This window comes from Paenibacillus endophyticus (genome assembly GCF_014192395.1).
Taxonomy (GTDB): Bacteria; Bacillota; Bacilli; order Paenibacillales; family Paenibacillaceae; genus Pristimantibacillus; species Pristimantibacillus endophyticus.
Map to the genome: position 1 here is coordinate 1 of NZ_JACHXW010000027.1, position 25,105 is coordinate 25,105.

The window sequence follows — 25,105 nt, forward strand, 5'->3', positions numbered from 1 at the left end:
CATCTCGCCATTACAGCGTTTTGAGGCGGTTTAATGATTAGACTAACGTTTGTAATGAGGCTTTCTTGCTGTCTACTTTATTAAGGCAAGGTCAACCTTCGCCACTTTCTTTAAAGAGTGCAACTTCAATGACTCCTGCCTCTATATTAGGAAATATTACCGAAACCATTCCAGAAACATAAATATCCCCTTCGAATTCCAGATGCTTCTTTAGTTCTTTATATAGAGACGAATAACTGTTATAGTTACCCACCTCTTGACCTACATGTTTTTTTAGTTCCTTATTTAGAGGAGATTCACATAACACTGCAATCCCCCAAGCTTGGAACGTACACATTCGCTCAATTGGTGAAGAGAAAAATACCTGCGCTTCCGTAAAATCAATATGTTTATCAAAATCGTCATGATTTACACGAAAATCTATCCGCATAAGGAGACCTCGTCTCATTTTTAATTCAATCTTACAAAATGTGGCTATCTAAATAATATCACAACTATAAATGTTTTCATGTTTACTTTTAGCGAAAAAGAGCTACCGACCATTGCATTAACCTGCCAGTTAGCGTAATGAAGCAGCCGATCATTGTGGTCGGCTGCTTCCATGTCTTTATTGACCTATCATTCTCCGTTAGCATTCCTGTAGAGCGTTAATTATCAGCTTTGCAAAAAAATGAGCGCCTCGGTACGATGGAAGTGCGCAACGGGTCATAGCCCTAAAAATTCCATCATCCAAGAGGACGCTCTATTATGAAGTTTAAATCGCAAGTGAGACAAAATCAACTCATTGAAAAAATTACTGCTCAGCATTTAGTAGTCGGGATCGACATTGCCCAGCAGTTGCATGTTGCGCGCGCTGTAAACTCCCTTGGTACGATATGTTTTTCTCACGAATGCTCGCTTATTCGCAGGATTTCACCCGGTTGGTAAGGACTGAAAGACAAGAAGGGGAACGCCGTGTTAGACTTCGGCAACATGAAGGCGCACGGGAATAAAGGGGGATTATCGTAGCCCCATATAATTCCATTTACTGCGCGCATTCTCCTCGCCGCCCTTGGAGGTTTTCACTCCCATGTCTTAACGGGTCTGTGCCCTCTCATTCCTTCGTTACGCCTATCCAAGGGGTGGAGGCCGGTCTTGCTATCGTTACGGGTCGGTGCCCTTTGGTTCAATATATCCGGTACTCCGTGCTTTCTTTGAAATCCTGCGAATAAGCCAAAACTCGTACAACGAAACGGTAGAATATAAGTTAAGCTGCTAGCTGAATAGGCAACGTTTTAGGAGGGTTATAGGCTTCGCCGCTGCGAGCCATTCCAACTAAGATTCTGGCTAATTTGCCGCACAGCTTCATAATAGATCTCATTTTCTTTATCTTCTTTATCTGTACATTGTAGGCATGCATGGCTTTGAACTCCGGATTGTTTGCGACTAAACTCATAGTCATCATGAAGATAAATCGTCGGAGGCGAGAGCGCCCACGTTTGCTAATCTTCATCTGTCCGATCCATTTACCTGAGCTTGCCTCTGCGAGGTTGAGGCCAGCATGACGGAGCAAGGCATTGCCGTGAACAAAGCCGCTTAAATCCCCCGCCTCACCTAGAATACCAGCTAACGAAATGGCACTAATCCCTTTGACAGCAAGCATGGATTCTGCAAATGGAATGCGATCTAAAACGGCAACAATTTCCGTTTCTACCGTTTGCAATTGCAGGCAAGCAAGATCGTACTCATCGAGCAGTTGCTTCAAGTGAAGCTTGTAGGCATGTGTGGCTTGTTTAGAACCAACAGATCTGCAAGCCAATGAGATAAGAGCTCGGGCTTTTCGATCACCAGAATGCCGTTTCATAAGCGATTTCCAGCCTCTTAAGATATCCTGAGGCTGTAATTCACACAATTCTTCGGGCGTTGGGAAAAGACGAAGTGTAGCCAATGAACCGATACACATGATGTTTTTGAAAACTTGTCGCAGCTCAGGAAAAACAACGTCGACCCAGCGATGAATTTGGTTCTTCGCACTAACGAGTCTCGTTACGACAGAGTCGCGGTTTGAGAGAAAGACACGTAATTCTTCAAATGTTTCAGGTGTGTTGCGAGTGAACGAGTAGTAGCCGTTTTTGACCATGTCTGCGATGACGAGAGCATCCTTTTTGTCACTCTTGGATGGCGTATTGTCACGGTTCTCCTTGTTCTTATTCACGAGATGGGGATTGACTAGAACAACTTACAATGGCCGCCGTTAAAGTGTGGCGGTTTGCAGCGATTGGATCCACCGAAGAAGGCTGTGAAAACCCTCTTCATCGTTTGAGAAGGACAGGGGATTACCGACCACGAATCCTCGAAAATTAACAGCACGAGCGACATGCATTTGCTGTGCGATGTCGATCCCAACAACTAGATGTTGAGCGGTAATTTTTTTCAATGAGTTGATTTTGTCTCGCTTGCGATTTAAACTTCATAGTAGAGCGTCCTCCTGGATGATGGAATTTTTAGGGCTATGACCCGTTGCGTACTTCCATCGTACCGAGGCGCTCGTTTTTTTTTGCAAAGCGGAAATTTAACGCTCTACAGGAATGCTATCGTTCCTCATTAGTTGAACGATAGTTTCCATTTTGTAATTGTAATTTTATGAATTCAAGTCTGAACTTTTGTTAGGCTCATCATTTTCATTGAAATAATCTATATAATATCCTTCTGAATCCCAGTAATCTTCATACTCTTTATAAATATCGTTGATATTATTCTTAGGTAACCCGCAATTCTCTAATAGCCATTCTCTTATATAATTAATGTCCTTATTTTCATCTTCCCAGATGAAATCCATAATTGCAGACTCTCTTGCAGCATTATCTGGAACATAAATAACAAATGTAGATTTAAAGGTCTTCATAAATCCATAGCTAACACTTCTCAGTAACTGTTGTATCTCATTATCTACTAAAAATCCTTTCCATCTAAAATAATGATGAAAATAACATACTTTCTCTGATAAAGTAAGTGAGATTCCACAGGGGCCTGCCAAGCTGATTGTCCCGTCTGATCTATCAACACTTGTACGCCACTTCCTTACATTATCTTCTGGATTAAATGGTAAAAGTGTATCAATAAACTCACGAATGAGTGGAAATCGAGTACTGTTTTCATTTAATTCATTGCATAACTCTATTATTTCAGTTTCTTTAAGGCTATGTGACATATACGCAGTAAAATCCATTCCCATAAAAGACACCCCTGAGTAAATAATTAGAGATAATATTAATATCCGAATAACTAAGGTATTCGAGAAATAATTTAACGAACCTGCCAGTTAACTCAACGCGGCTGTCGGTTTATGTCGGCAGCCACATCATGGTGATAATGAAGCTATTATTCCCCGTTTAGTTTAGCAAACTTACCTGCCAATCAAAAACAATTTCTCATCAAGATACAACTGATAATTCTCATAGGTTGATGAATCGGCAAACAAATCCAAAAAGTAGTTATTCTCAAATTCGATAATTAAGTCGCCCATCTCAAAGTAGTGTATGTTGGTAATGGGTTTGAAAATCAAACGTGCTTTTAGAATAGATGTAAAGTCTTTTTCCTGACTTTCATTAATACCAACCAGTATTTCGGTCGACAATCGCAATCTCCAAGAGCACTCTACGTTAATCATTCCACTTTCCAATCTCAGGTTTACTAATTCAACTCCCACTGAGGTTATTTCTGTTACTTTCTGTCCGCGAAATCCAGTAAAATCAATATATTTCGAGCTGTTCGAATAGTTCACCAAACTCACCTCATTTATAAAATTCCACGGTTATTTAGTAATTCCTTTTATTGTGCTATCCTGCCTGTTAACTGAACGAGGCTGCCGATTTATGCCGGCAGCCTCGTTCTAGTGATTATAAAGCTATAGTGCCCCGTTAGCCTAACGTAGATTGGTCATCACAAGCCTCTCTTACAACAGGTTCTGAAATGGAGACTATGTCAACGACGTGGTCAAGACAAGAAATCCCATAATGCTTAAATGGTTCTGGGAAGTTTTCTATTGCATAAGTACCAGTAGAAATAAAATCAAGATACCTCGATTTCTTGTAAATCCTAAATCGCTGTGGCCAGCTGCTTCCCTATTTTTATTGATCTATCGTTTCCCATTTTCCAACGACAGCTCCGTTTCCCCAACTCTCCACACTTCACAAGGGATGCGGACACGACGCCAATCCAGAAGCGGCTTTGCTCGCTTATTTCATCCATTTGCATACCTCGAAATCCCTTCCTGTTTTAAGGATTTTTTATATCGCTTCCCGTGTCAATCCTTGTTTTAAGCGGTCCAGCTGCAGAAGATGATGACGGTAGTGCATCTCAACAAGCAAAAACCATTCCTCCGCAGACAATCCACCGAATCTCGGATGGGTCACTATATTTTGATTGGACACTTTTTCAAGGGTAGGTTCAATGTCCTTCATTCTTTGGATGACAGTGTGTAAGCCTTGAATGAGCTGCTCTTTGCTTTCCGGCTGCTCCGGAGTATATTGTGCGGAAGGCGGAACATGAATACGAATGGGCGGGAAGCTTCCTTGGGAAAATATAGCCACGCCAACCTCGGTTTTTTCCGTTAGAGGTACCATGGGATCTTCGCTTGGCATTAGGCATTGATCAATATTACGAAGCTGCATATAGAGCGCCGAGCTAATGAGATGTTGAAACATCTGACCTAGTGACCACTCGTTGTCACTTTGCTTTTGCCTCAGCTGCTCCAGACTGAATTGATCCAGTTCATGAATATAATGTGTCGCAGTTTCCTCAAATCGTTGTAAGGCTAACTTTGTTGTAATCATATATCATCGCCTCTAATCATCTTTTTTTCTAAGTATACAAAAACGCTACTGACACCATTATGTCAGTAGCGTTTTAACGTTTTTTCCAGTTCGTTTCTAACCCGATGTCGGAAGGATTCCGGCTCCAGCACGACCACTCCGCCACCCCAGCCGAGCACCCATTGCAGCAATTCCTCAGGCTGCCGAACACGTAAGGTCACCAGCAACCCTTCCGTATGATCCTCTATGGTTTCTATATAGAAGTTATTCCATTCTCGTACTTTATCGGCAATGTCAGGTTGGACCCAGATGCGTACACGGACGTCGCGGTCATCTGGAGGCTGGTATTCCTCTAAAAGGAAGTCTGCTGGCAACTTAAATCTATCTTCCAGCTCGATAAGCTCCGACATCCGGGACAACCGGAAATGACGGATGTTTTGACGCAATTCACACCGTGCAACGAGTACCCATGACCCTTGATGCAGCACAAGTCCATAAGGTGCAACCGTACGAACACTTTGGCGGTTCCCATCAGCCTCGGCAATTCTTTTGGAATAGCGGAATCTTATTTTTCTTTCCTCCAGCATTGCTCGACGAATCGCTTCCAAGTATGCCTTCTCTTGTATTCGTGCTATATCTTCAGCGGTAGCAAGCAAACGAAAGCTCTTGCGAATCCGGGATGCTTCGCTGCGGATCGATTCCGGCAAGACGGCTTCAATCTTCCGTCTTGAATTTCGAGACTTACTGCCATAATGAACATCAAACCAATGCTCAATAAAATCTGTCCCGATGAGTAACGTCACTGCTTCTTCCACCGTGAAACTGACTGGCGGCAGGAAATATCCCTCCATTAAGGAGTATCCCTGCCCTGGCGCTCCTATCACGGATACGCCAGCTTCACTCAAAGCCTGAATATCCCTGTAGATGGTTCTCACGCTTGTTTCAAATGTAGCGGCTAAATCCTCGGCTCGTAACACTTCGTGACGCTGCAGCTCAAGCACTATGGCTAACAAACGATCCGTTTTGTTCATGCACTGCACCCTTTTCCGAGAGATTAGTTAATTGATTCCTATGAGCGTTTAATAATTCGCTCTATTGTTTGATTATCCTTTTCTTTCAATTTCACGTATTTGTATTGTTTCATTCCCCAATATCAATATCATTATAATTTATTAACTCTAATATTATTCGACAAGTAATTCAACCTGTTCAAGTAACCTGACCGTTATCTCATCAAAAGATTTGCCGTAACAAGAATAATAAATGCAAAAACCCGATCTCATGAGGTCGGGTTTTCCTTGGTGGAGATGGAGCTAATTGTACGTGATCGTATATTAAAGTCGGCAGCCTATTCCATATTTATAATTGCGAGGTTACGAACTTCACCTCCGGAAAGCGGCTATCCGGCTCTTTCATTAAGATTCCGCCTTGATTTTTTAGATACATATCGAAGAAATCCAGCATATGGGCATTGATAATGGAGTTCGCTCTTTCAGGCGCAATCTTTCCTGTAATGCCCAGCATTTTGAAAATCGGAGAAATGAACTGTACGTCGGTAAAATTCAAATGCTCCGTATCGTCGATATAGAGGACTTGTCCCCCTTCTTCGGCCGTTTCGCGCATCCGTTCAAGCTCCAACCTTTTATCTTCCGTTACTTGATCTTCCCACTCTCTCGTTGATCCCATGTGGTTAAGCTCTGCATCCGTGTAGATCCGGTTATCCATCACCATTTTTAATTTTTCAGTATAGCTTTCCGAGTTTATGAACAAAAACGGCTTTCGCAGCCCCTCTCTGTCACGCAGTCGATAAAGTCCTCCATCTAAGTCTATTCCAACCGCGATTCGCGGATCGTAAGAAGCGTCATAGGCCGTCGCTCCGCCGATCGAATGACCGAACGCCCCGACATGACCGAGATCAATCCTCCCTTTCAGATGACTTGGAATCTGTCCCGACTGCATGAGCTCGAATTGGTCCAGCGCAAACGCTACATCGCCGGTTAAAACTTTTCCTAACTCGTCTCGATTTCCTCTACTTGTCCGGTAATCTTGGTCTGGCGAGAATAAATCATTGGTTGTGCTGGTCGTGATTCGACCGTCCGGAAACTCGGTTGCAAATGTATTGTAGGTGTGGTCGATCACTGCCACGATATATCCGTGACTCGCGAGATTCTCAGCTTGCGACGTGTGGAGGAACCTAGAAGAGCCGTTGCCGGGATTCGCAAGGATCAGCGGGTATGAGGTCTGTGCCGAAGAGACTTCGGCCCCCGAATAAGCGTGACTGGATACGTACTTCAGATGTTGAAATGTAAACCCGGGAAGGCCATATTCCGCGGCCATATAACGTAAAATCTGGGTATCGGGAACAATGAGAGCGCGCTTGCCGATGCCCGCTTGAACCGGGTACCATACTTGAACCATCAATTCTCTCTTGCCATCTTTGGCTTCGTCGAAAGTTTCTTCCCTCTTTGTATCCACGAAATGAAAAGTTTGCGTTCCTACCTTAAATTCACCTGTCGGTTCAGGTAGTTTAAATACAGGAAAAGCATACATGAGAGCCGCTGTTACAACCAGCATGATCGCTATTGTGATATAAGCTGAACCCATCATGAATCGCGAATTTTTTTTGGGGCCGGTTTTTTTAAAAAAGCTATAACCTGAAGTAGCTAAAAAAATGATCGTTATGCCATATAGGAAGAATAGCTGAACTCTGTTTCCTTCTACCGTCCAATGAATGACCAGTAAAAGTGTGGCAATCCCGCTTGCAACGAATACTGGAATTTTACGCCGTCCTTTTTTTAATAGGATGGTTAACGCAAACAAGCCGATGTTTGACAATAATAGCAACAGTTCAAACAGCCTCATCCCGATTCTCCTTTTTAAAATTTCTATTTTCTTTTGTTTCAATATTATCCTGCCAGGCTGGCTTAAGCTATCGATTTGCCTTACATCTACCTTACAACTTTGTAAGTCGCTTACTTAGCACATAACCATGAAATGGCAACTATTCCTGAATCTACTCGTTACTACAAGCTCCACTTGAACCAAGTCAGATCTTTTGACAAAGGCTAATTCTTAGCCTCTACAGGAATGATTAGCTCAATTGCGAATCATAATAACCACTTAAACCAACGGCCGTGTCCGTCTGTTACTGCCAGTGTTTCACTGTATTCATTCCCATTAATGTAGTAATCAAGATGAAGGTCAAGGTCATACATATTGTTATAGAGATGGAACACATCCCGTCCTCTGCCCATGAATTGAATTTGCTCACTCCATTTTTTCTTCGCAGGGGCCGGTATCTGGTTGGCCACGTGGGTATGAAAAACACATATTGTTGAATCGTGAGATACAGTTGGGATTATATCAGGGAGAATGGATATTCCATCTCCTTCAATTAGTTCTAATGGCTGGCTTCTAAGGCAATGAGCAGCTTTTTCAAAATACGAATTACGCTCCTTATGTTCAGGCCAAATCAATGCTTTTAGCCACAGGTAATCTTCAGGATCATTAAGGTTATTTACATGTAAATCCAAACCGACTCTACGCACGACGGGTGGACTATGCTCAAACAATAATGGGAATCTTTATTCATTCTGCATACAAAAATTCTTGAAATAGCTTATTGCTTCTGAAGACTCCATTGGATTGTCTACAATGCTGGAATAATACGCGGTCAACTCATGCTCTCTACCACTCAAAAGCAAATAATGAACCGCCCCAAGTAAGAGATTAGGTACAGGTTGTCCTAGTGTTGTCCTAGTTTCGATTGTGCAGCCAGATGAAGCAAGTCCAAGTCATTTGCAATGTTACCTGCAAGGTGCTCATAAAGACTGCTCGAGTTTTTGCATTCCCTTTCTGCAAATATCCTAAAACGTTCCGATAACGCATCGATATCCAACACATCCAACACCCTTTCCAGATAGTGGTATGTTACCATGAACCTCCGGTAAACAATGCCTTGAATTTTCTATCTCATCGATAGCCATCCTTTATCATAGAACAAACACTCAAATTATGGGTATCATTTGGAGGAATCCCACCAATTAGCCAATAAAAAGGCAACCGATCGTATTGGACGGCTGCCGAGGTGGTGTTATTCAGCTATCGATTCCCGTTTGTTGAATGAACAATTTCATTTATCTTTTCATGGAAAACTTTATTATAGATTTCATACTTCTCTGGAAGTCGATTTCTCAAGTAATCCCAAAACGATTTTTCATCAAATTCATCAGGTCTGTTTACAATCAAATCAGGTAAGTTATGAAAAACATCGGCAATATTGTTTATTTCAAACACATTATTCTTAGCCTGAACCCAAGATGCAGGATTCCACCATTTAATACGATGAGTATAAGAAGCACTCCGAATATCTAGAAGAACACAATACAATAAATACACGTAGGCTCTTTCTTTGAAAGTCTCCGTCTTCAATTCCTCCCCCACCACACGGCGGCAGCTCCTAGTTGTTGTGCCTTCGTTCCCCGTTTAGTTTCGCAATCCTACCTGCCAATCAAAAACAATTTCTCCTCAAGATACAACTGATAAATATTCAACTCCCTCTGAGGTTATTTCTGTAACTTTCTGTCCATGAAATCCAGTAAAATCAATATCTTTCGAGCTGTTCGAATAGATCATCTTACTCATCTCATTTACAAAATTCCACGGTTATTTAGAAATTCCTTTTATTGTTCTATCCTGTCCGTTAGCATAATGAAAAAATGGAGCAGTTGCCGACTGCAACTGCTCCATGGTGCGTTTAACTAACGTTTCACGTTAGCTTAGTTTCAAATTCCAAAATAAACAATGACATAGTCTTGGTCTTTGACTTTTTGGCCAATTAAAATAAGCTGTTCTAAGTTATTAATAAGTACATCTTTATCATATTCAAGTTGTTCATATTGACCGCTTGCCGGTTCATCAATCCAAAAAAAGGGACCCTGGAGGTTTATATTTTCCGGAGCTGCTTGAAATAGGTCTCTCCAACTTGTCATCACGGTGATGAATTGGGTCATAGATTCCTTGTTCATTATAGAATTCCCATAATAATTGAATCCCATCATCATCTTATTTTTAATGGGGTCAAAAGTCGGTATCCATTTCAAGGAATCTCCAAAATATCCGAAGAGATCATCATCCAGCGTTATAACATCCTCACTGTTGGCCCTTTTATAATATCCCCCTTGTTTTTTATTGGTTGAGTTCCCATTTGGCATTAACTAAATGTTTCCCGTTAGTTCAATCATGTGACTATTCCACAAGGCGCTTTTTATTAGTCAATAGAAGGAAGAATGCGAAACCAATAATGTTAAAAAACAAGAAAATTAACGTCCATAAGACACTAGCCTTCCTTGTCGTATGGAATGCAAAGATAATTGCCCAGATTGTGAATAAAGCCCAATAAAGAGCGATTCCCAAAACTAAAATTAAAATGGATATTTCATAGTTACCGAATGCTGAAGTGTAAACAAACCATTTTCCCATGCTGTTACCGCCGCGACTGTATCCTGCCCATAACCATTTTGGCGAATCGTCTCCTCCAGAGTAATAATATACAGGCTTTGCATTATCCAAGTAATTAAATAATTCCTCCCCCTCCAAAGGCTTCCCATCTAAACCTTCGATAAAAAATATTTCTACATCATTAACTCTCTTATTGATTTGTATGAGTGATTCAACTTCTTTTTTCGCTTCTTCTGTTATTGATTCGTGGTCCTTTAGATTGTTAATTATTGTTTCATTAAAGCGGTGTGGAAAATCATGACTGTTCAAATAATCTCGTTGATATAGGAATTGAAACGAAACGATAGAGATGATAAGTAGCGTTAAAGCTGCAAGCAACATCCCTTTTGCATATAGCTTTTGTTTGTAATAAAGCTTAGATAATTCGGAACGCAATTCCTGTTCACCACCAAAACGTTCGATTGCGATTTGAACGGCTTCCTGCTCCGATTTCCCTTCTTTCTTCAATTCGTGAACTGCTTCTAAAAGGTGACATCTCATTTCACCTTTTAATTCTTTTATTTCTTTTTTGTTTGCGCTAGCGTTTTTATAAACAGAATCAACAAACACTTCTATTTGCTTCATTCCCTATCTCCTCCCTCCAAAAATGAATCAATTATTCCTTTGATGAACCGCCACTCCGAACGCTTTTCTGTGAATGTTTCTTCGCCTAAGGGCGTAACACTATAATATTTCCTTCTTCCACCTGGTCCTTGCTCGTCACTCCAGTAAGAAGTAATCCACTGATTTTTTTCCAGTCGCTTCAGAGACAAGTAAAGAGTGCCCTCTTTCAATTCGAATTGTCCTCTGCTATTTTCTCGAACTGATTTGGCAAGTTCGTAACCGTACATTTCTTTGTTGTGCAACAGGGAGAGTATTATTGTGTCTATATGACCTTTTAATACCTCTTTATTAACTTCCAAAGTCTCACCTCCATAGGCTACTGCAAATGTAATCATTTGTAATTTATTTATAATGCATATTACTCTATAATGCAAGGTATTGTTTAACAACAAAAGACATCAGTTTCTACCCGATTGCGTCGGAACTAAACTTCCAGTTAGCATGATGAAAAAATGGAGCAGTTGCCGACTGCAACTGCTCCATGGTGCGTTTAACTAACTTGTCACGCTAGCTTCACTGGATACCCACATGAAAGTGACTGTTCCTAAGCAAACGCTCAGGTATCCAAATGCCTGAGGAATTCGAGTACACGCTGCAACAACAGCGTCGTCGCGTCAGCATTATATGACGGCAAACTGCTATCTGCAAACAAGTGTTGATCTCCCGGGTACAAAAAGAGCTCAGCATGATCGGCCGTCGTCACGAGCTCGCGTGCCGCCTCAATATCGCCCTCATCAACGAAATAGGGATCCGTGTCCATGCCGTGAATCTGCACCGGCAGTTTCGCCGGCCAGGGAGAACCGAACATCGAGGTCGGAACGCAAGAGTAAAACAACAATGCACCACAAGCGCCTTCACGAGTTTGAGCGAGTTTTTGGGCCGCTACCACACCGAGTGAAAACCCCGCGTAGACGATCTCACGCGGAAACTTACTGGCCTCACGTATACCACGCTCAGTTATTTCTTCGAAGCCGATCTCATTGACATAGGCGATACCATCCTCAATATCGGTAAACAAATTACCGTCGTAAAGGTCAGGAACATGTACAGTGTGACCCGCCTCTCTGAGTTTATCGGCGAAAACATTAATACCCTTTGTTAGTCCCAGTGCGTGGTGCAATAAAAAAATCTCTGACATTTATCTTCCCCGTTTTCTTAATGTTGTTGTCCTAACCGTTACTTCAATGGAGTAGCAGCCGACCATTGTAATCAGCTGTTACACTAGTTATTCAGCTATCGACTCCCGTTATCGTAACAATCGAACGAGTAAAGACTCTGCCTCATGGGTCATTCCCATTTTAATTAGTTCATTCGCATGGCGCTCAATTATACCTCGATTTGAAGAGCAATTATGTTGTAAGTTCCGAATCGAAGCAAGGAATTCTACTCTCTCCAGTGCTTCTGAGGACGGAGCCATAATGCCCAGAGAATCTTCCGTCACAGTTGTTAGATGTATACTCCGTTCAAGCCGAATCTCTTGCATGTATTGGACAGGGTTCAGAATAGGTGTCAAGTTAAATCTATCCCTGACTTCGTTCAGCACCTTCTGTTTCTCTCGTTTCCAGCGATCATGATCAAACCATTCAGAATTCAAATCTTGAGCATCGTTCTTACGAACACTTTCACGATAATCCTCTTCACTCGAATATTCATTAAGTAATGCTAATTCGTCAAATAAGTGTAATGACAAAAAGTCATGCAGATTTCGTGCAATAAGCCGTACGCGATCTGAATCCATTGGTGAGACTCGTAGCACTGGCGCTTCCTCCAAGTCTTTGACAAAACCGAATTCCGTTAATAACGCGAAATGAATACCGTCTACTCCAGTGCTTGCAAACGAAAAAGAATCCACTGGCGTGCAGAAATACCCGTCCTTCTCATTAAAATCAATGCCTAGGAAAAGCCCCATTGGTGTTTCCAAGTATTCTACTTCTCGGGAAAACTCCCGTTCCCAAAGAATTAATTGTTGAATCAAAGCAGGGGTCTTATACTCAATCTTCATTGCGCTTACCTCACAATCAAGTAATTTCTTCTAATGGATTCGAGGTTAGTATCACGTTATCCTGTCCGTTAGCTCAACGAGGCAGCCGATTTATGCCGGCAGCCTCGTCCTGGTGATTATGAAGCTATAGTTCACCGCTAGCGTAATGGCTTCTACTTTAACACTACCCAATTATCCAATCGCTGGAACTGGAAGGATAGCTTTTTCGTTTCTAGCCATTGAATTACCTGAAGAACGAGTGGAGAAGAATTATCAGCAGTAATTTCCTTTATCGGTAGCCATAATGCACCAATTGAATCCTGCCCTTCAAACTTTTCAGGAGTCAGCGTAGGAGTACCACCGACTATTTGAACCAAATAAAACATGGAAATATGATGAATATGAGAAGTGCCCCTTTTGTGTAATTCATAAGGAATCAAATAATCACAAACGCCAACATTTTCTTTAACTTGTACGTTGATTCCAGCTTCCTCAAGGAATTCTCTTTGCACAGCCGCTGCTAATGATTCATTTGCTTCAACCGTTCCGCCAGGTAGGTCATATCGTCCGAAGTATGGACCAGCTCCCTTTTGAATAACTAATAGTTTTTCATCATTCAAGCAAATCCCATATGCACCTAAATGTCGATGCCAATGCTCATCTCCACTCAATACACGCACCCCACAGAATATATTTCAATCTTTAATTTCATTAATGGATTTCCAGTATCCTGCCCGTTAATTGAGCGAAAAGCTGCCAAGCAGCCCTATCAGTATTGAACTATCGTTACCCGTTAGCGCAACGATTCTTCAGTAACAAAAAATCCAGCAGGATAATGCTCATCTTCTCCCGCATCTACATCAGGATATCGATTGAAGACCGATTGAAAGTCATCGTGTTCAATTAAATGGTCGATAAGTTGTTCAATTCTTTCCCTGTTAATAACGTCAATTAACACCATTTCGCTGGACCAAAAATACGAACCGTTCATACATTCACCGGTTTGTATATTCTTTTGCCTTAACGTCTCGATGTTTTGGTAAGTGAAATAGCTTGCAATCCATTTGGAGCGATCCGGAAAGACAACAATAACATCGGTATTACAATCGTTACAATTCCATGAGTCTTTGAGCCACTCTTCAGCTTCTATCCATACATGACGCTTCAAATCGTTCATACCTGACACCTCTAATTAACTTGTATTCGGCTAGCGTTTCCCGTTAGCTCAATGATTTTACCCATACATTCTTTAGCAAGTTCCTCATCTTTCAGCAACGCTTGTAAATTAAACGGAGAAATCTTCAAGAATTTCAACTACCTCGATTTTCCCATTAATCAAAAGCTCAGGAAGTTCATTTTTAACATTTCCCTTCCAATATGCTCTAGCCTGTTCGATTTTTGAGGAGAAGGGAACCCCATCTTCTTTCGGTAAAAGGTTTCCATCGCCCTCAAAGAAACTCCCTACAACCCGCAGTTTAACAAGTTGTAAAACTTTTCGATTGTATGAATCAAATATATCTTTCCATTTAAATGCGTCTTCATAGCTTTTAGCAGCGTATAAACAGGACAATCTTGAAGGGTATTCAGGATATTCTTGTAGTCTCACCATTTCAACTATAACTTCTCTAATAGCTCTAATTGTCTGCCCTACATAACTAATCGCTACTTCGGCATTTTCTTTGTTCATCTTCAAACCTTCATCTGTATAATGACCGTATAGAATCTGAATAAAGTCTTCGCCTTTGGAGTTCAATCGTTCCTTCTCAAAAAAGAAGTGATACAGGGTATTTTTTTGGTTGTCATCAAAGTATATCACCTGTCCCAGTGACATTTTTTTCTTAGTAACAATATGATATACATACAATTCGTTATCTACCAAGGTACTCCCCCATCCCTATAACCATTTACTTATTTTACCACAAGAAAATCAACCCAACTACTACGCTAAACTGCCCGTTAGCTCAACGAGGCTGCCGTTCATGCCGGCAGCCTCGTCATCGTGAGTATTATGCTATAGTTCCGCGTTAGTAATTACTTTTTTTCAAATTGAGTTGAGTGAAAAAATATATATCACATAAGTTCACTCAATATTGTTGAGTAACCAGAAAATAAATCGATCTCTTTATCTAATGTACTTTTCATTTTGGTTCCGCACTTCTCACTACAAATTGCAAAAATTCCATCGCTACCTTGTTGTTTAGCTTCTGATCCACTCGCCACAACAATAAATGGTACACTTGTATTTCTACTCTTTAAGTGTAATGAGATTATCTTCCCTTCCTGCTTATTAATATCTATACCTTCTTTAAATTTAACATTCAGACCAAAACAAGGTTTTTCTTCTTTAATGTTCTTCATACACCAAGAGCATCTTAACATGATTGCTTGTTCTCCTTTTCCATTTTTTCATTCCTGAAGTAAGGCAATGTAGAGACATGATTTCCTATATTTCATTTCATAATAGTGTTTCCTCTAATGCCACGTCCACAGCTCAATGGCAGTTGTTTCAACTATCGTTTCCCGTTAGTGCAATCGGGTTAGTGGAATAGAAATTTCATTTAGAATGGACCTTTAAATCTTCACCAATCAGCTTTGTTCCTTCATAAATGACGGCATGGTCATAATTCTTGATATCAAAGTAACCATTGTAATCATCCAAAACATCTGAATGATTCGAAACTCGGCAATAATATCCATGATACGTCTGAATAAATTAGTTGCTTCAGCTTCTGTAAGATTCCCCGCAACCATAAGTCTGATTTTAACATCTTTTTTACCATCATACGAAGATGCTGTTGTAGCAATCCAATCAAGTTTTCTAAAAGAGTCCTCGGTTTTTCCTATTGCATCGCCAATATCAATGCTTGTTTCCTTTGTACAAGATACAGCTAATAACAATGAATAAGTAATAGGACGAATGGTATCTTTCAACTCATCAATTTCACCTCCATATCTGGTAACTGGTGAGTGTTTGGGGCTCCATTTAATTATTGATCATATGATATCTCATCATAATATGCCATATATTGGAACTATACTCCTTTGCTTAAATGAACAAAAAAGAGCTGCCGCCAGGCCCACTTGGGTAGCGTTCAGCTCTTTACACCAAAATTATAGCCTTAAACTAAAAAAGTATTGCTTTGGTTGTTCAATTTAATGAACTAAAAAATGCCTTACTTTTTTCCGCGATCAGCTTGGGTTCGTATTTGTGGACATAGTGTCCGCCATTAAGCTCAATTAGTTCACTTCCCGTTGCCTTTGCAAAAGTTCGTTCTAAATCCAGCCACTTTGGGGTTGTTTCTGCGCCATCAGAAGTAAACATTAACATAGGGACACTTGGATACCCAGATTCCTTAACTTTTTTCGCGTTGTTAACAATTTGGCCAACTTCTAGAATGAACGACTTGTCAAACTGATTGCGATACAGGAGCATTTTACTTTGCTTTAGTTCGTCTTCCGAAAGCCCGATTTTGTTGAGGAAGCGATCCCCGAAAAACGGAATCCGGTGCAATCCAATCCACCCGCTAAAACGGCCAGCGATGACCGTGAGACTTCCTATTTTCATGTCCACATACACGTCGGGTACAGACATGTCAAGCCCTACGATTGCTTTTAATTCTTCTGGATAGCGTTGTGCCCAATAGAGTGCTTCAGTACCTGATACTGAATGTGGAAACAAGATGTACGGCCCAGTTTCACCTGCCTGCTTTAACGCCTCGCGTGTTTCAGCTAACATGGTTTCGATATCACGGGAGATAGTAGTGTTTTCAGAGTATCCATATCCAGCTTTTTCTACTACAGAAATTCGGTATTCGTCGGATAAAAGCGTGTAGAGCGTTTTATAATCATATGCCGGATTAGGGACTCCAGAGCCTGACATGAAAACAAGCGTCGGTTTTTCACTTTTTGCGCCCTCACTGTACACGTGCATTTCATGTCCGTTCACTTCAACAAGTGTACCGATGGGATGGAGTTCATTTTTCTCTATTGCCAAACGAACGTGATGGTTGATTGTAAGTCCTGCAATGGATAAGATCAGGATTGCGATAATCGCAATCAATGTTCTAACTGCATATTTAAGTACTTTTTTCATAATAAGTTACTCCTAGTGTAATGAGATAGATTTAAAATTAGTCACTTTTGGATACGTAAAGCAAAATAGCTAGCGCCATAAATCACAACGCTTAACGCAATGCAAGCAGAAATTTGACTAAACGCATTACTGTTATAGATAATCAGGTAGAAAAACGAAACGAGATGGGCTCGTAGAGCAGCAATTGGTATAAATACGCTGATTACTGCGATGATTGCTACATCAACCGTCCAGCCGATCCACGAAGTCTGTAGCAGAGTAAGCGTATGAATCACGGATGCGATCAACAACAAAAATGCAAACTGTTGAAAAAATGTGTACCAACCACCGTGGTCCACCCAACCCAAAATAGAAACCAAGTTCATAACGCCAGTTCTGGTCATGATCATCCTATCGAAAGTCAAAAAAGTTGCAAGATTCAATGCCGAGACACCTTGATGAATCCAACTGCCGTCATCGCAATTAACGCTGGCCCCCTATGGAGTTTGATGAGCAGCTTGCAGATACCGAAGTCAGCAATATGCTTTACGCTAATGCGCAGAAGGCGTCAATTCCCCGTTCCCACACCATCCAAAATGATCGAAAGATGCAGAGATTCTCAACTGGGCCTACCTTTCTTATCCAACAAATGTCTGACGATTATAGTTGCTCCATATACAATTAATCCAGCAGCTACAAGCATACTTCCATTCTTTGGTTCCAATATCCATTCTCGCAGGTGAGGGAATAGGGTAACCATGGCAACAAGCAAGCCAGCCCCTACAATTCCAATACCGATACATAAGGAAGAACCGGTTCCATTATGTTCCATTTCTTCGAACATTGTGTTTGGATTCGTCCATACCGGACTTTCCTGCAAATCCAGGTTCTTATTCAGCCATGAAGCTTTCTGCATAGCGTCGAATAGTTGATAAAACCATATCGTAGCAAGGGCAAATGGGAACACCATCGGAAACGTAGGAATTAGGCTGATGCAGGCGAAAGAAGCAATCATGAACTTCAATCCCAATTGATTAAAGCCCAAATAATAATGGCCTAGCCCCGGAACGAGGGCTAAAACAAATGTGATACTCATTCTCATTTTTTTGCGATCCATTTAGGACACTCCCCCTTTATGAGTTGCCTGATAAGTTGTGAAACATACTCGATATGGAGTGTGCGAAGTGTTCATTATAATTTCCAATATGGGATGCGGCAGCATAAAAAAATTCTGCTCCGTTGTACATAAACAAGATCAATGCACAGCCGGATGCCAAGGCCGTTTTTAACAGCGGATTGAAACGATTATTCCGCCGGTAAGGAAGGGGTCTACTGCTGATGGCTGTCATAATAGCCACAGTCAAATCTTCTTCAAGTGCGGGAAGAGCAGGATTATTCCATATGGTTTCCAGCTCCAGCACCTCCTGATACCATTCTCTGCACGCTACACATTCCTCTAAGTGGGTTTCGATCTCCTTCATTCTGATCGGATGCAGCGAATTCTCCTGATACGATGTGATGTTCATCTGTACCGAATCACATTTCATCGGAATCTCTCCTTGTTCTTACGAAGGATTTGTTTAGCTCTGTACAATTGCGATTCAATGGTTTTTTCTGCAGCGCCTGTCTGTTCGGCGATTTCTCTGTAGGACAGTCCGCGAAAAAAGTATAAATAGACGACGGATTTATAGGGTTCCTTCAATTCTTTTACCAGTTGCATCAGTTCCGACTTCATCTCCTTGTCCAAGAGGAGTTTCTCGGGAGTCTCAACGGTTGCTTGATTAGAGGCTGGATCGGCAGCTGCTTCGCGGTGTCTCCATTCACGCTGATTCGCTTTCCTCCAATCCAAACAAGTCCGAACTGCGATACGATACAGCCATGTTCCAAAAGCCGCATCTTCCCGATAAGAGGACAATGCATAAAAGGCTTTGGTTAATGAGACATGAGCCAATTCTTTGGCGGACTCTTCTTCTCTGGTTATCTTCAAACATACGTGATAAACCTTACTCTGGTATTCCTTCACAAGATAAGTATAGGATTCGTGCGTACCGGAGAGCACATCTTTAATCCATTTTTCTTCCTCCAGAACACTCCCCCCTTGCAGACTCCATATAGTTAGACGACAGTCATGAAGTATACCCTGCAATTTTTTATAATCTAGAGTAATCCAGTTTAATGCGTATAGAAAACGACTGGCATGAAACAATAAAGATCACCATTGTCTTAACCAATAAGGTCGATAATGAAGAACTTCACTAAAATAGGAAAAACAAACAAACCTTCTCTTTATTGAACTTAAAACGTTATGTGTGCGAGGTACTTCATATTTGACAAAGAAGAGGGTTCTTGCAAAATGTTAGGAATATTCGGTCTTTGTTTTGTACTTGTGACGTTGTTTACACCCCTGCCTTATAAGGGGGCTGGCACGCTTTGTTCCATTTCTTCGGGCTTACGAGCGATATCTCGTTGTTTAGTGGTTTTCAGCTGCACTTGCCCGTTTATGTGTACATCGTCCTCATGTTATTTTTTGTGGTTGGATCAGCGAATGCCATTAATTTCACAGATGGCCTCGATGGACTGTTAATCAACTCTACAATTCCGACTTATTTTTTCTCGATTCCATTATCATTATCCTTCTTTGAATGGAGTCGGTATCATTCGAACTAAACTGCCCTTTAGCTTAATAAAATGAGCGGGCCACTGAAGCGCCTGCTCATCCATGTGTGTTATTGAACTAACGTTCCCCGTTAGAACTCCTGTAAAACACCATAATCAACCTGTTTGATATAACGGCAATACTGTAATTAAGAAACATTTGTCAAGCTAAACGTGCGTACAAAGAGATTGGATAATTTCTTGTACTGATCTTACGAGGGTTATACTACTATTGATTCAGCCGCCCGATTCATTAGGCACTGGGTATCCCCACTAAAAAAGAAAACCTTGAAAGGCACAATGCCAATCAAGGTCTGACGAATACTACCCCGAATGAACCTCAAAGCTAAAGTACCTAAAGCCTATGTCTTCCTCTACTAACACCATTTAAGCGTCTTTGTTTTATTTTTTTGTCTACTTAGGAGATGGACCAACTGTAATCTCACTAGCTAACTCTTGACTCATCGAAATTGACCATGTGTTTTGTGAAATTTATTCTAAGTCATCGATATTATTTCCAATGAACATCTTATCTTCTACTATTTCATCAAGTTCCTTTAGAAACTCTTCTTTGTTTATGTCTGCAGCACCTTCCCAAAAACAAATATCACAGATGTCATAGGTGCCTACTGTCAGTTAGCGTAATGAAGGGCTCCCGCGCAGCAGTCTTTCGGAGTTCATCTATCTTACTCGTAAGCTGAATCATCTGCCTGATTTAACGATTGTTAACGACGGTAGTAATAAATTCGTCAACGATGCAGTGTGTGGAATCGTTCAACTATCATGATAATGTATCCACTTCCAGTAGAAACAGTCCAAATATATTTTTCTTTTCGTATCACAATTTTTCTAAAACTCTTTTTGTTTATTGTCATTTCGTTTCGTCCTTAATTTAGGTTTTATGATTTAACTTCTAAACCGGAACCACGTCAACCTGCCCTTTAGCATAATGAAATAAGAAGCAGCTGCCGCTGTGACAAACTGCTTCTGGATCATTCTATTAACGTCTCCCATTAGGAGTTTAACAATGTACAATGTAACTCGATTCTAAAGTTTCCATTCGGATCGTGCTGCGATCGCTTGTCGTTTGATTAGTCTTGTTTATATTTTTCTTTCAGCATACTCGTACCGATTCCCCCGACAACCATGAGTATCAAAGAACCGAAGTTCCAGAAGAATGACCCTCCATACAAGATCATATCCATTGCCGTTACCTTGTTAAAAAAGAAGACACCGAGTTTGATCACTAGCATCACAAGGCCTACTAAAACGAAGACATCAAATAGAAATTTTGTTTTGGGGTAAGCCAATTGCTTGCTTTCTTTGATTACAGTTTTTGTCAACTCCTCGTCACTCCTTAGTAACTCATCAATAGTTAACTCAAACAGATCGCTTATTTTTATAATGATTTCAATCCCTGGGTAGTTTTGACCATTCTCCCATTTCGAAACTGACTGCCGGCTTACAAACAATTTCTCGGCCAATTCTTCTTGTGACCAACCATTCTTAGTTCTTTCCGTTTTTAGCTTCTCTCCAAAGATCATAGCAGCAACTGCCTTTCTGCAATTTATAAGCCTATATTGAATTAATTGCTTACAGAAGTAAAGATCGCTCTAGTTGCGCGGACCCGCAACACCACGTTGCGATCAATGCTGGGGTCGTTAATGGGCTTCACTTTAACTAATCTGCCAGTTAGCTCAACGAGGCTGCCGATTTATGCCGGCAGCCTCGTTCTGGTGATTATGAAGCTATAGTTTCCCGTTAGTTGAATAAAGAAAGGGAGCAGCCGCGCCGCATGAATGATTTAACTATTGATACTATTACCCATGCGATGCTCAGTATACAAAGGGGGGTATCCGTGCATGGTTAACTGTGTAATGAGCCATCCTCAAGTTATTTAATATTTTTGTTTAAAATCATTAGAATTTCATCTTTAGTTTTGGACATCTTATTCATAAGATTGTCTATTAATTCGTCCGTAAATACAATATCTTTAGCACTTACCCAGCGTGATTGTTCTTCAAGGTAAGATGCAGAGGCTTCTTCAAAAGTTACGGCTTCATAATATTCTATATTTGCAGCTTCAATATTTAAAAATCTTGAACATATTACTTTCACACATTCAGTTATGGTTTTTTGATTTATCACCTCATCAGGATGCCATATTTCGAATGATCTGGGTTTAATATTATATTCATTTTTGGGTAGTTTTTCGTATGGAAGTTCAAAAAAGTCTTCATCGTTAGGACTATCATAATAATAATGGTAGTGAATTTCATTTCCGATTAAATGTTCTTTAATTTCAACAACAAAATCCAATTCGTCTGCGTCATTTTCTAGATCTTCCAGTCCATTTCTTAAATAATTCTTAGTACATACGCATGTACTTCCAAGTCGAATATAATCTTGATCAGTCTTTTCATAGAATACAATATCTTCCCATCCCTCTAAGTCAGAGAATCCGTAAATTCCCCACCAATAGTTAAATGAACTTATCTCCACATAAATATTTTTTTCTATATATTTCATTTCAAACTCCTTTTGTGGTTTTAATACTGGTATTTAGTTCGTTAAACAATGAATGGTTTCCTTATGATTCCTAAACTAATCTGCCAGTTAGATCAACGAGGCAGCCGATTTATTCCGGCAGCCTCGTCCTGGTGTTTATGAAGCTATAATTTCACGTTAGCGCAGCAGTTGCTCTGAGGTATTAAATGAATAAGGTTATTTTGTATCTTTCCCTTGCGCTTCGACCACCTTCGTTAATCGACTTAGCTCATTTCTGAGTAATTGAATCTCTTCTTCAATTTCTCGAACGAATTTCAAAAACGCATAACCAATAACGGTTAATATTAGACCTAAGATAGGAAATGTTATCCTTTTTGCAATTATTGACATAATCACACTATCTGACGTTTGAGATGAAAATGACTTCGGCATGTATTTCCACAGGCCAAAGATAATCAACAACACTCCGATTAAAATTAAGATATACGAAATACGTTTTGTTATACTGTAAGACAAGTGATACCACCTCCACAGAGTCATTTTCTGATTCTTGAGTTTACTACGCTTCCAGAAGGTGGAGGTTGTGCTAGACTGCCAAATAGCTTAACGACACAAAGAGCAGCTACCGCGTCGGCAAGCTGCTACTGGACTGTTGAACTAAAGTTACCCGTTAGGTTAGCTAATTAGCTTTGAGCCGTCTCTATAGAGTTGCTCTCCGTATTGCTGTGGGAACGGTGAACATTGAAGCGTACAATGATCTGATAGGCCCCTTCTAGATCAGCCGTCCACGGTAAACTCCGAGTAATCAAAGAAGTGATTCAATATGCCGAATGCGCGAATGGTAAACGCTTTATTTCCTTCGGAATAATTATCCTCCACCTGCATGTAGAAAGGAAGAGATCGAACGTGCTTAGATTGCCACTCGACCGAATTCTCGCCTCGATTGCATTCGATAATTTGGTCAGGCCCATCAACCTCGCAAAAAATTTCATGCCTCTCTGCAAGCCACGCTATAGTTCGCCATTAGCTTAATGGTTTAACAGTTAATTAAGAATAAAGAAGTCGTCAAAAGATTGGCCTTCTAAAGTATAAAGCATTTTATAAATACCTAGTTTTTTGCTCATATAGACACTTGGTATATTGGATGCGATATAATCGAAACCATATGAGTAACCTTCGTACACTTGCGCTTCATCCCACCTATCTCTGAATAATGCTACGCTTTTCATTTCTACAGTTAGTAATTTATAATAATTGGTTCTGACAGATATCGTCTCAGATTGTTCTGATACTGTGCCAACATTTAATTCAATTTCTACTTTGTACTGCCCATCGTTATAGAGAAAATAACACGCATCATCGACCGTAATCTATTTTCAAATCCATTCAGAGCTTGCCCTGATTAATATATTCAGGTAATGCGGCTCCAATAATAATACTCCCTCATTATCAACACATATGTCGAGACTTCCTATTTGAAATAAGGCAAGGGCTATCCCCTAAGCAGTTAATTTTACCGCTTTAAGGATAACCCTTGTTTTTTACATCTAAAATCAGTTTGGGTTGACGATTTTTACTTTACTTGCTCTTTTGAGCCAGCATGTTCAGCAGAACCGTTACGGCCTCTGCTCTTGTTGCATGGTCCTCAGGGGCGAATTGGTTGTCGCCTTTCCCTTGCACGATGTTTGCTTGCTTTACATATGCAACCGCATCTTTTGCCCACGCTGGAATATCCTTGTCGTCTGCGAAGCTAGTTGCTGTGGCATTCGCTTCGCTATATTTACCCAAAGCACCCGCAATCATCGCTGCCATCTCTGCACGTGTAATTTCCCCAGCTGGACGGAAAGTACCGTCCTCATAGCCATTAATAATGCCTGCTTGCACCGCTTGCGCGACCGCTTTCTGCGCCCAACTTCCGATCTTCGCTGCATCTGTGAACGTCAGCGCCGCTTCCGCTCCTTGCGTCTTCAACGCATTCATCAGCATGACGGCAAATTCCGCACGAGTCACGGCTTTATCCGGCTTAAACGTGCCGTCCTGATAACCAGTGACGATTCCGCTGCTTACCGCTTGCTTGATGCTTGCCTTCGCCCAGTGTGCGGATATATCGCTAAAGTCAATCGTTGGTTTTGGCTCACTTGCCGCTTGCCCTACAACCATTACCGCAAATTTTGTAAAGTGGGTTACTTCTGCGGTAATCTGATTACCCCTAACAACACCGCCAACTTCCACCCATTTCTTCTGCACTTCATCATAATAGAACACGGCTGCTCTTTGATTACCGCTCAATTTTGTCGGATCAAACTTAAAAGTCAGTGTTACTGGTTTACTGAAGTTCTCTGAGAAATTTTTCAGAATCTCGAAGATCGGACTAGCCAGAACGTCTTCATTCGTTAGAAGATCTTGAGTTCCAGTAAGTTTTTCGATCGATAATTTCAGCTCTTTGTCCGTTGCATTTGCCGGAATATCTATTGTGATTCCATCTCCCAAACTAACCTTACCCGTTTTGCCTGCGGGAAGCGATAAATCACCATTCACTGAGATTACTTTGCTGTCATCTGGTGGTGTTGGGATGCCGCCGCTACCGCCACCAGGGCTGGCCGTCCACTGCGCGTACAGCGTCACATTCGCCGCTGCCATGCCGAACGTTGCATTTGCCGCATAGGCTGTTCCTGTTCCGTCGGCCGCCGTGTTCCAACCTGCGAAGGTGTTGCCTGTCTTCTCCAAGCTTCCCGTGTTTCCTAATACGGTTACCGTTGCATTTTGCTCGTACGGATTGCTATCCGTTGGCACGGTTCCTCCCGTGCTGCCATTGCCGTTATACGTTACGGTGTATGTCGGGTTGGCCGTCCACTGCGCGTACAGCGTTACGTTAGCCGCTCCCATGCCGAACGTTGCATTTGCCGCATAGGGTGTTCCTGTTCCGTCGGCCGCCGTGTTCCAACCTGTGAAGGTGTTGCCCGTCTTCACCAA

27 protein-coding genes and 3 pseudogenes are annotated in these 25,105 nt (G+C 41.2%); 2 read left to right on the forward strand and 28 right to left on the reverse strand.

Annotation, left to right across the window (positions count from 1 at the left end; all coding sequences use genetic code 11):
* Nucleotides 1–91 precede the first annotated feature (91 nt).
* A complete protein-coding gene (locus tag FHS16_RS27975; RefSeq protein WP_183570469.1) occupies nt 92–430 on the reverse strand; it encodes a hypothetical protein in 339 nt (112 codons plus the stop codon).
* Between the two features lie 317 nt (nt 431–747).
* Here FHS16_RS27975 and FHS16_RS32740 point away from each other — a divergent pair.
* Nucleotides 748–876, forward strand: a pseudogene (locus FHS16_RS32740) (IS110 family RNA-guided transposase); the annotation flags it as partial.
* A gap of 370 nt (nt 877–1,246) precedes the next feature.
* Here the strand turns inward: FHS16_RS32740 and FHS16_RS27980 are convergent.
* The 23 genes and pseudogenes from FHS16_RS27980 to FHS16_RS28090 form a co-directional block, all read right to left on the reverse strand.
* Nucleotides 1,247–2,362, reverse strand: a pseudogene (locus tag FHS16_RS27980) (IS110 family RNA-guided transposase).
* Between the two features lie 258 nt (nt 2,363–2,620).
* Nucleotides 2,621–3,214, reverse strand: coding sequence for a hypothetical protein (locus tag FHS16_RS27985; RefSeq protein WP_183570471.1), 594 nt, complete (start codon nt 3,212–3,214; stop codon nt 2,621–2,623).
* A 171-nt stretch (nt 3,215–3,385) separates the two neighbouring features.
* On the reverse strand, nt 3,386–3,763 hold the full coding sequence (locus FHS16_RS27990; protein WP_183570473.1) for a hypothetical protein: 378 nt from the start codon (nt 3,761–3,763) through the stop codon (nt 3,386–3,388).
* Between the two features lie 505 nt (nt 3,764–4,268).
* Complete coding sequence (locus FHS16_RS27995) at nt 4,269–4,814, reverse strand: DinB family protein (RefSeq protein ID WP_183570475.1); 546 nt, start codon at nt 4,812–4,814, stop codon at nt 4,269–4,271.
* Between the two features lie 62 nt (nt 4,815–4,876).
* The gene (locus FHS16_RS28000; protein ID WP_183570477.1) at nt 4,877–5,824 is read right to left on the reverse strand and encodes a helix-turn-helix transcriptional regulator; all 948 of its coding nucleotides are present in this window, start codon (nt 5,822–5,824) and stop codon (nt 4,877–4,879) included.
* Between the two features lie 328 nt (nt 5,825–6,152).
* Nucleotides 6,153–7,655 (reverse strand): alpha/beta hydrolase family protein, encoded by a 1,503-nt coding sequence (locus FHS16_RS28005; RefSeq protein WP_183570479.1) that lies wholly within the window; start codon nt 7,653–7,655, stop codon nt 6,153–6,155.
* 245 nt (nt 7,656–7,900) lie between these two features.
* Nucleotides 7,901–8,730: pseudogene (locus FHS16_RS28010) on the reverse strand (DUF2332 domain-containing protein).
* Nucleotides 8,731–8,894: 164 nt separating this feature from the next.
* The gene (locus FHS16_RS28015; RefSeq protein WP_183570481.1) at nt 8,895–9,224 is read right to left on the reverse strand and encodes a hypothetical protein; all 330 of its coding nucleotides are present in this window, start codon (nt 9,222–9,224) and stop codon (nt 8,895–8,897) included.
* A 353-nt stretch (nt 9,225–9,577) separates the two neighbouring features.
* The gene (locus FHS16_RS28020) at nt 9,578–10,006 is read right to left on the reverse strand and encodes a hypothetical protein (RefSeq protein WP_183570483.1); all 429 of its coding nucleotides are present in this window, start codon (nt 10,004–10,006) and stop codon (nt 9,578–9,580) included.
* A 34-nt stretch (nt 10,007–10,040) separates the two neighbouring features.
* A complete protein-coding gene (locus FHS16_RS28025) occupies nt 10,041–10,877 on the reverse strand; it encodes a permease prefix domain 1-containing protein (RefSeq protein WP_183570485.1) in 837 nt (278 codons plus the stop codon).
* A complete protein-coding gene (locus FHS16_RS28030; RefSeq protein WP_183570487.1) occupies nt 10,874–11,215 on the reverse strand; it encodes a PadR family transcriptional regulator in 342 nt (113 codons plus the stop codon). Before FHS16_RS28030 ends, FHS16_RS28025 begins: the two co-directional genes overlap by 4 nt.
* A gap of 257 nt (nt 11,216–11,472) precedes the next feature.
* Nucleotides 11,473–12,054 carry a dienelactone hydrolase family protein gene (locus FHS16_RS28035; protein ID WP_183570489.1) on the reverse strand — a complete coding sequence of 194 codons (582 nt, stop codon included), beginning with the start codon at nt 12,052–12,054 and terminating at the stop codon, nt 11,473–11,475.
* Between the two features lie 108 nt (nt 12,055–12,162).
* Nucleotides 12,163–12,918: a hypothetical protein gene (locus FHS16_RS28040; RefSeq protein WP_183570491.1), complete on the reverse strand. Its 756-nt coding sequence runs from the start codon at nt 12,916–12,918 to the stop codon at nt 12,163–12,165.
* A 152-nt stretch (nt 12,919–13,070) separates the two neighbouring features.
* Nucleotides 13,071–13,568 carry an NUDIX hydrolase gene (locus FHS16_RS28045; RefSeq protein ID WP_183570493.1) on the reverse strand — a complete coding sequence of 166 codons (498 nt, stop codon included), beginning with the start codon at nt 13,566–13,568 and terminating at the stop codon, nt 13,071–13,073.
* A gap of 122 nt (nt 13,569–13,690) precedes the next feature.
* On the reverse strand, nt 13,691–14,074 hold the full coding sequence (locus FHS16_RS28050) for a hypothetical protein (protein WP_246432009.1): 384 nt from the start codon (nt 14,072–14,074) through the stop codon (nt 13,691–13,693).
* A 108-nt stretch (nt 14,075–14,182) separates the two neighbouring features.
* Nucleotides 14,183–14,776 carry a DUF2441 domain-containing protein gene (locus tag FHS16_RS28055; protein WP_183570495.1) on the reverse strand — a complete coding sequence of 198 codons (594 nt, stop codon included), beginning with the start codon at nt 14,774–14,776 and terminating at the stop codon, nt 14,183–14,185.
* 191 nt (nt 14,777–14,967) lie between these two features.
* The gene (locus tag FHS16_RS28060) at nt 14,968–15,255 is read right to left on the reverse strand and encodes a hypothetical protein (RefSeq protein WP_246432010.1); all 288 of its coding nucleotides are present in this window, start codon (nt 15,253–15,255) and stop codon (nt 14,968–14,970) included.
* Nucleotides 15,256–15,483: 228 nt separating this feature from the next.
* Nucleotides 15,484–15,828 (reverse strand): hypothetical protein, encoded by a 345-nt coding sequence (locus tag FHS16_RS28065; RefSeq protein ID WP_183570499.1) that lies wholly within the window; start codon nt 15,826–15,828, stop codon nt 15,484–15,486.
* Between the two features lie 217 nt (nt 15,829–16,045).
* The gene (locus tag FHS16_RS28070; protein ID WP_183570501.1) at nt 16,046–16,990 is read right to left on the reverse strand and encodes an alpha/beta hydrolase; all 945 of its coding nucleotides are present in this window, start codon (nt 16,988–16,990) and stop codon (nt 16,046–16,048) included.
* 41 nt (nt 16,991–17,031) lie between these two features.
* Nucleotides 17,032–17,412: a hypothetical protein gene (locus FHS16_RS28075; RefSeq protein WP_183570503.1), complete on the reverse strand. Its 381-nt coding sequence runs from the start codon at nt 17,410–17,412 to the stop codon at nt 17,032–17,034.
* Between the two features lie 176 nt (nt 17,413–17,588).
* Nucleotides 17,589–18,086, reverse strand: coding sequence for a hypothetical protein (locus FHS16_RS28080; protein ID WP_183570504.1), 498 nt, complete (start codon nt 18,084–18,086; stop codon nt 17,589–17,591).
* 16 nt (nt 18,087–18,102) lie between these two features.
* A complete protein-coding gene (locus FHS16_RS28085; RefSeq protein WP_183570506.1) occupies nt 18,103–18,516 on the reverse strand; it encodes a zf-HC2 domain-containing protein in 414 nt (137 codons plus the stop codon).
* Nucleotides 18,513–19,175, reverse strand: a complete 663-nt coding sequence (locus FHS16_RS28090) for an RNA polymerase sigma factor (protein WP_183570508.1) — start codon at nt 19,173–19,175, stop codon at nt 18,513–18,515. The genes FHS16_RS28085 and FHS16_RS28090 overlap by 4 nt, the downstream gene beginning before the upstream one ends.
* 224 nt (nt 19,176–19,399) lie before the next feature.
* On the opposite strand from FHS16_RS28090, the gene FHS16_RS28095 reads away from it, so the two are divergent.
* A complete protein-coding gene (locus FHS16_RS28095; protein WP_376769710.1) occupies nt 19,400–19,636 on the forward strand; it encodes an MraY family glycosyltransferase in 237 nt (78 codons plus the stop codon).
* Between the two features lie 1,079 nt (nt 19,637–20,715).
* On the opposite strand, the gene FHS16_RS28100 is transcribed toward FHS16_RS28095, so the two are convergent.
* From FHS16_RS28100 to FHS16_RS28115, 4 genes are all read right to left on the reverse strand, one after another.
* Nucleotides 20,716–21,168, reverse strand: coding sequence for a helix-turn-helix domain-containing protein (locus tag FHS16_RS28100; RefSeq protein WP_183570510.1), 453 nt, complete (start codon nt 21,166–21,168; stop codon nt 20,716–20,718).
* Between the two features lie 349 nt (nt 21,169–21,517).
* Complete coding sequence (locus tag FHS16_RS28105; protein WP_183570512.1) at nt 21,518–22,153, reverse strand: hypothetical protein; 636 nt, start codon at nt 22,151–22,153, stop codon at nt 21,518–21,520.
* Nucleotides 22,154–22,348: 195 nt separating this feature from the next.
* A complete protein-coding gene (locus tag FHS16_RS28110; RefSeq protein WP_183570513.1) occupies nt 22,349–22,648 on the reverse strand; it encodes a hypothetical protein in 300 nt (99 codons plus the stop codon).
* A gap of 1,062 nt (nt 22,649–23,710) precedes the next feature.
* On the reverse strand, nt 23,711–25,105 hold a 1,395-nt coding region (locus FHS16_RS28115; RefSeq protein WP_183570515.1), incomplete at its 5' end, for an S-layer homology domain-containing protein.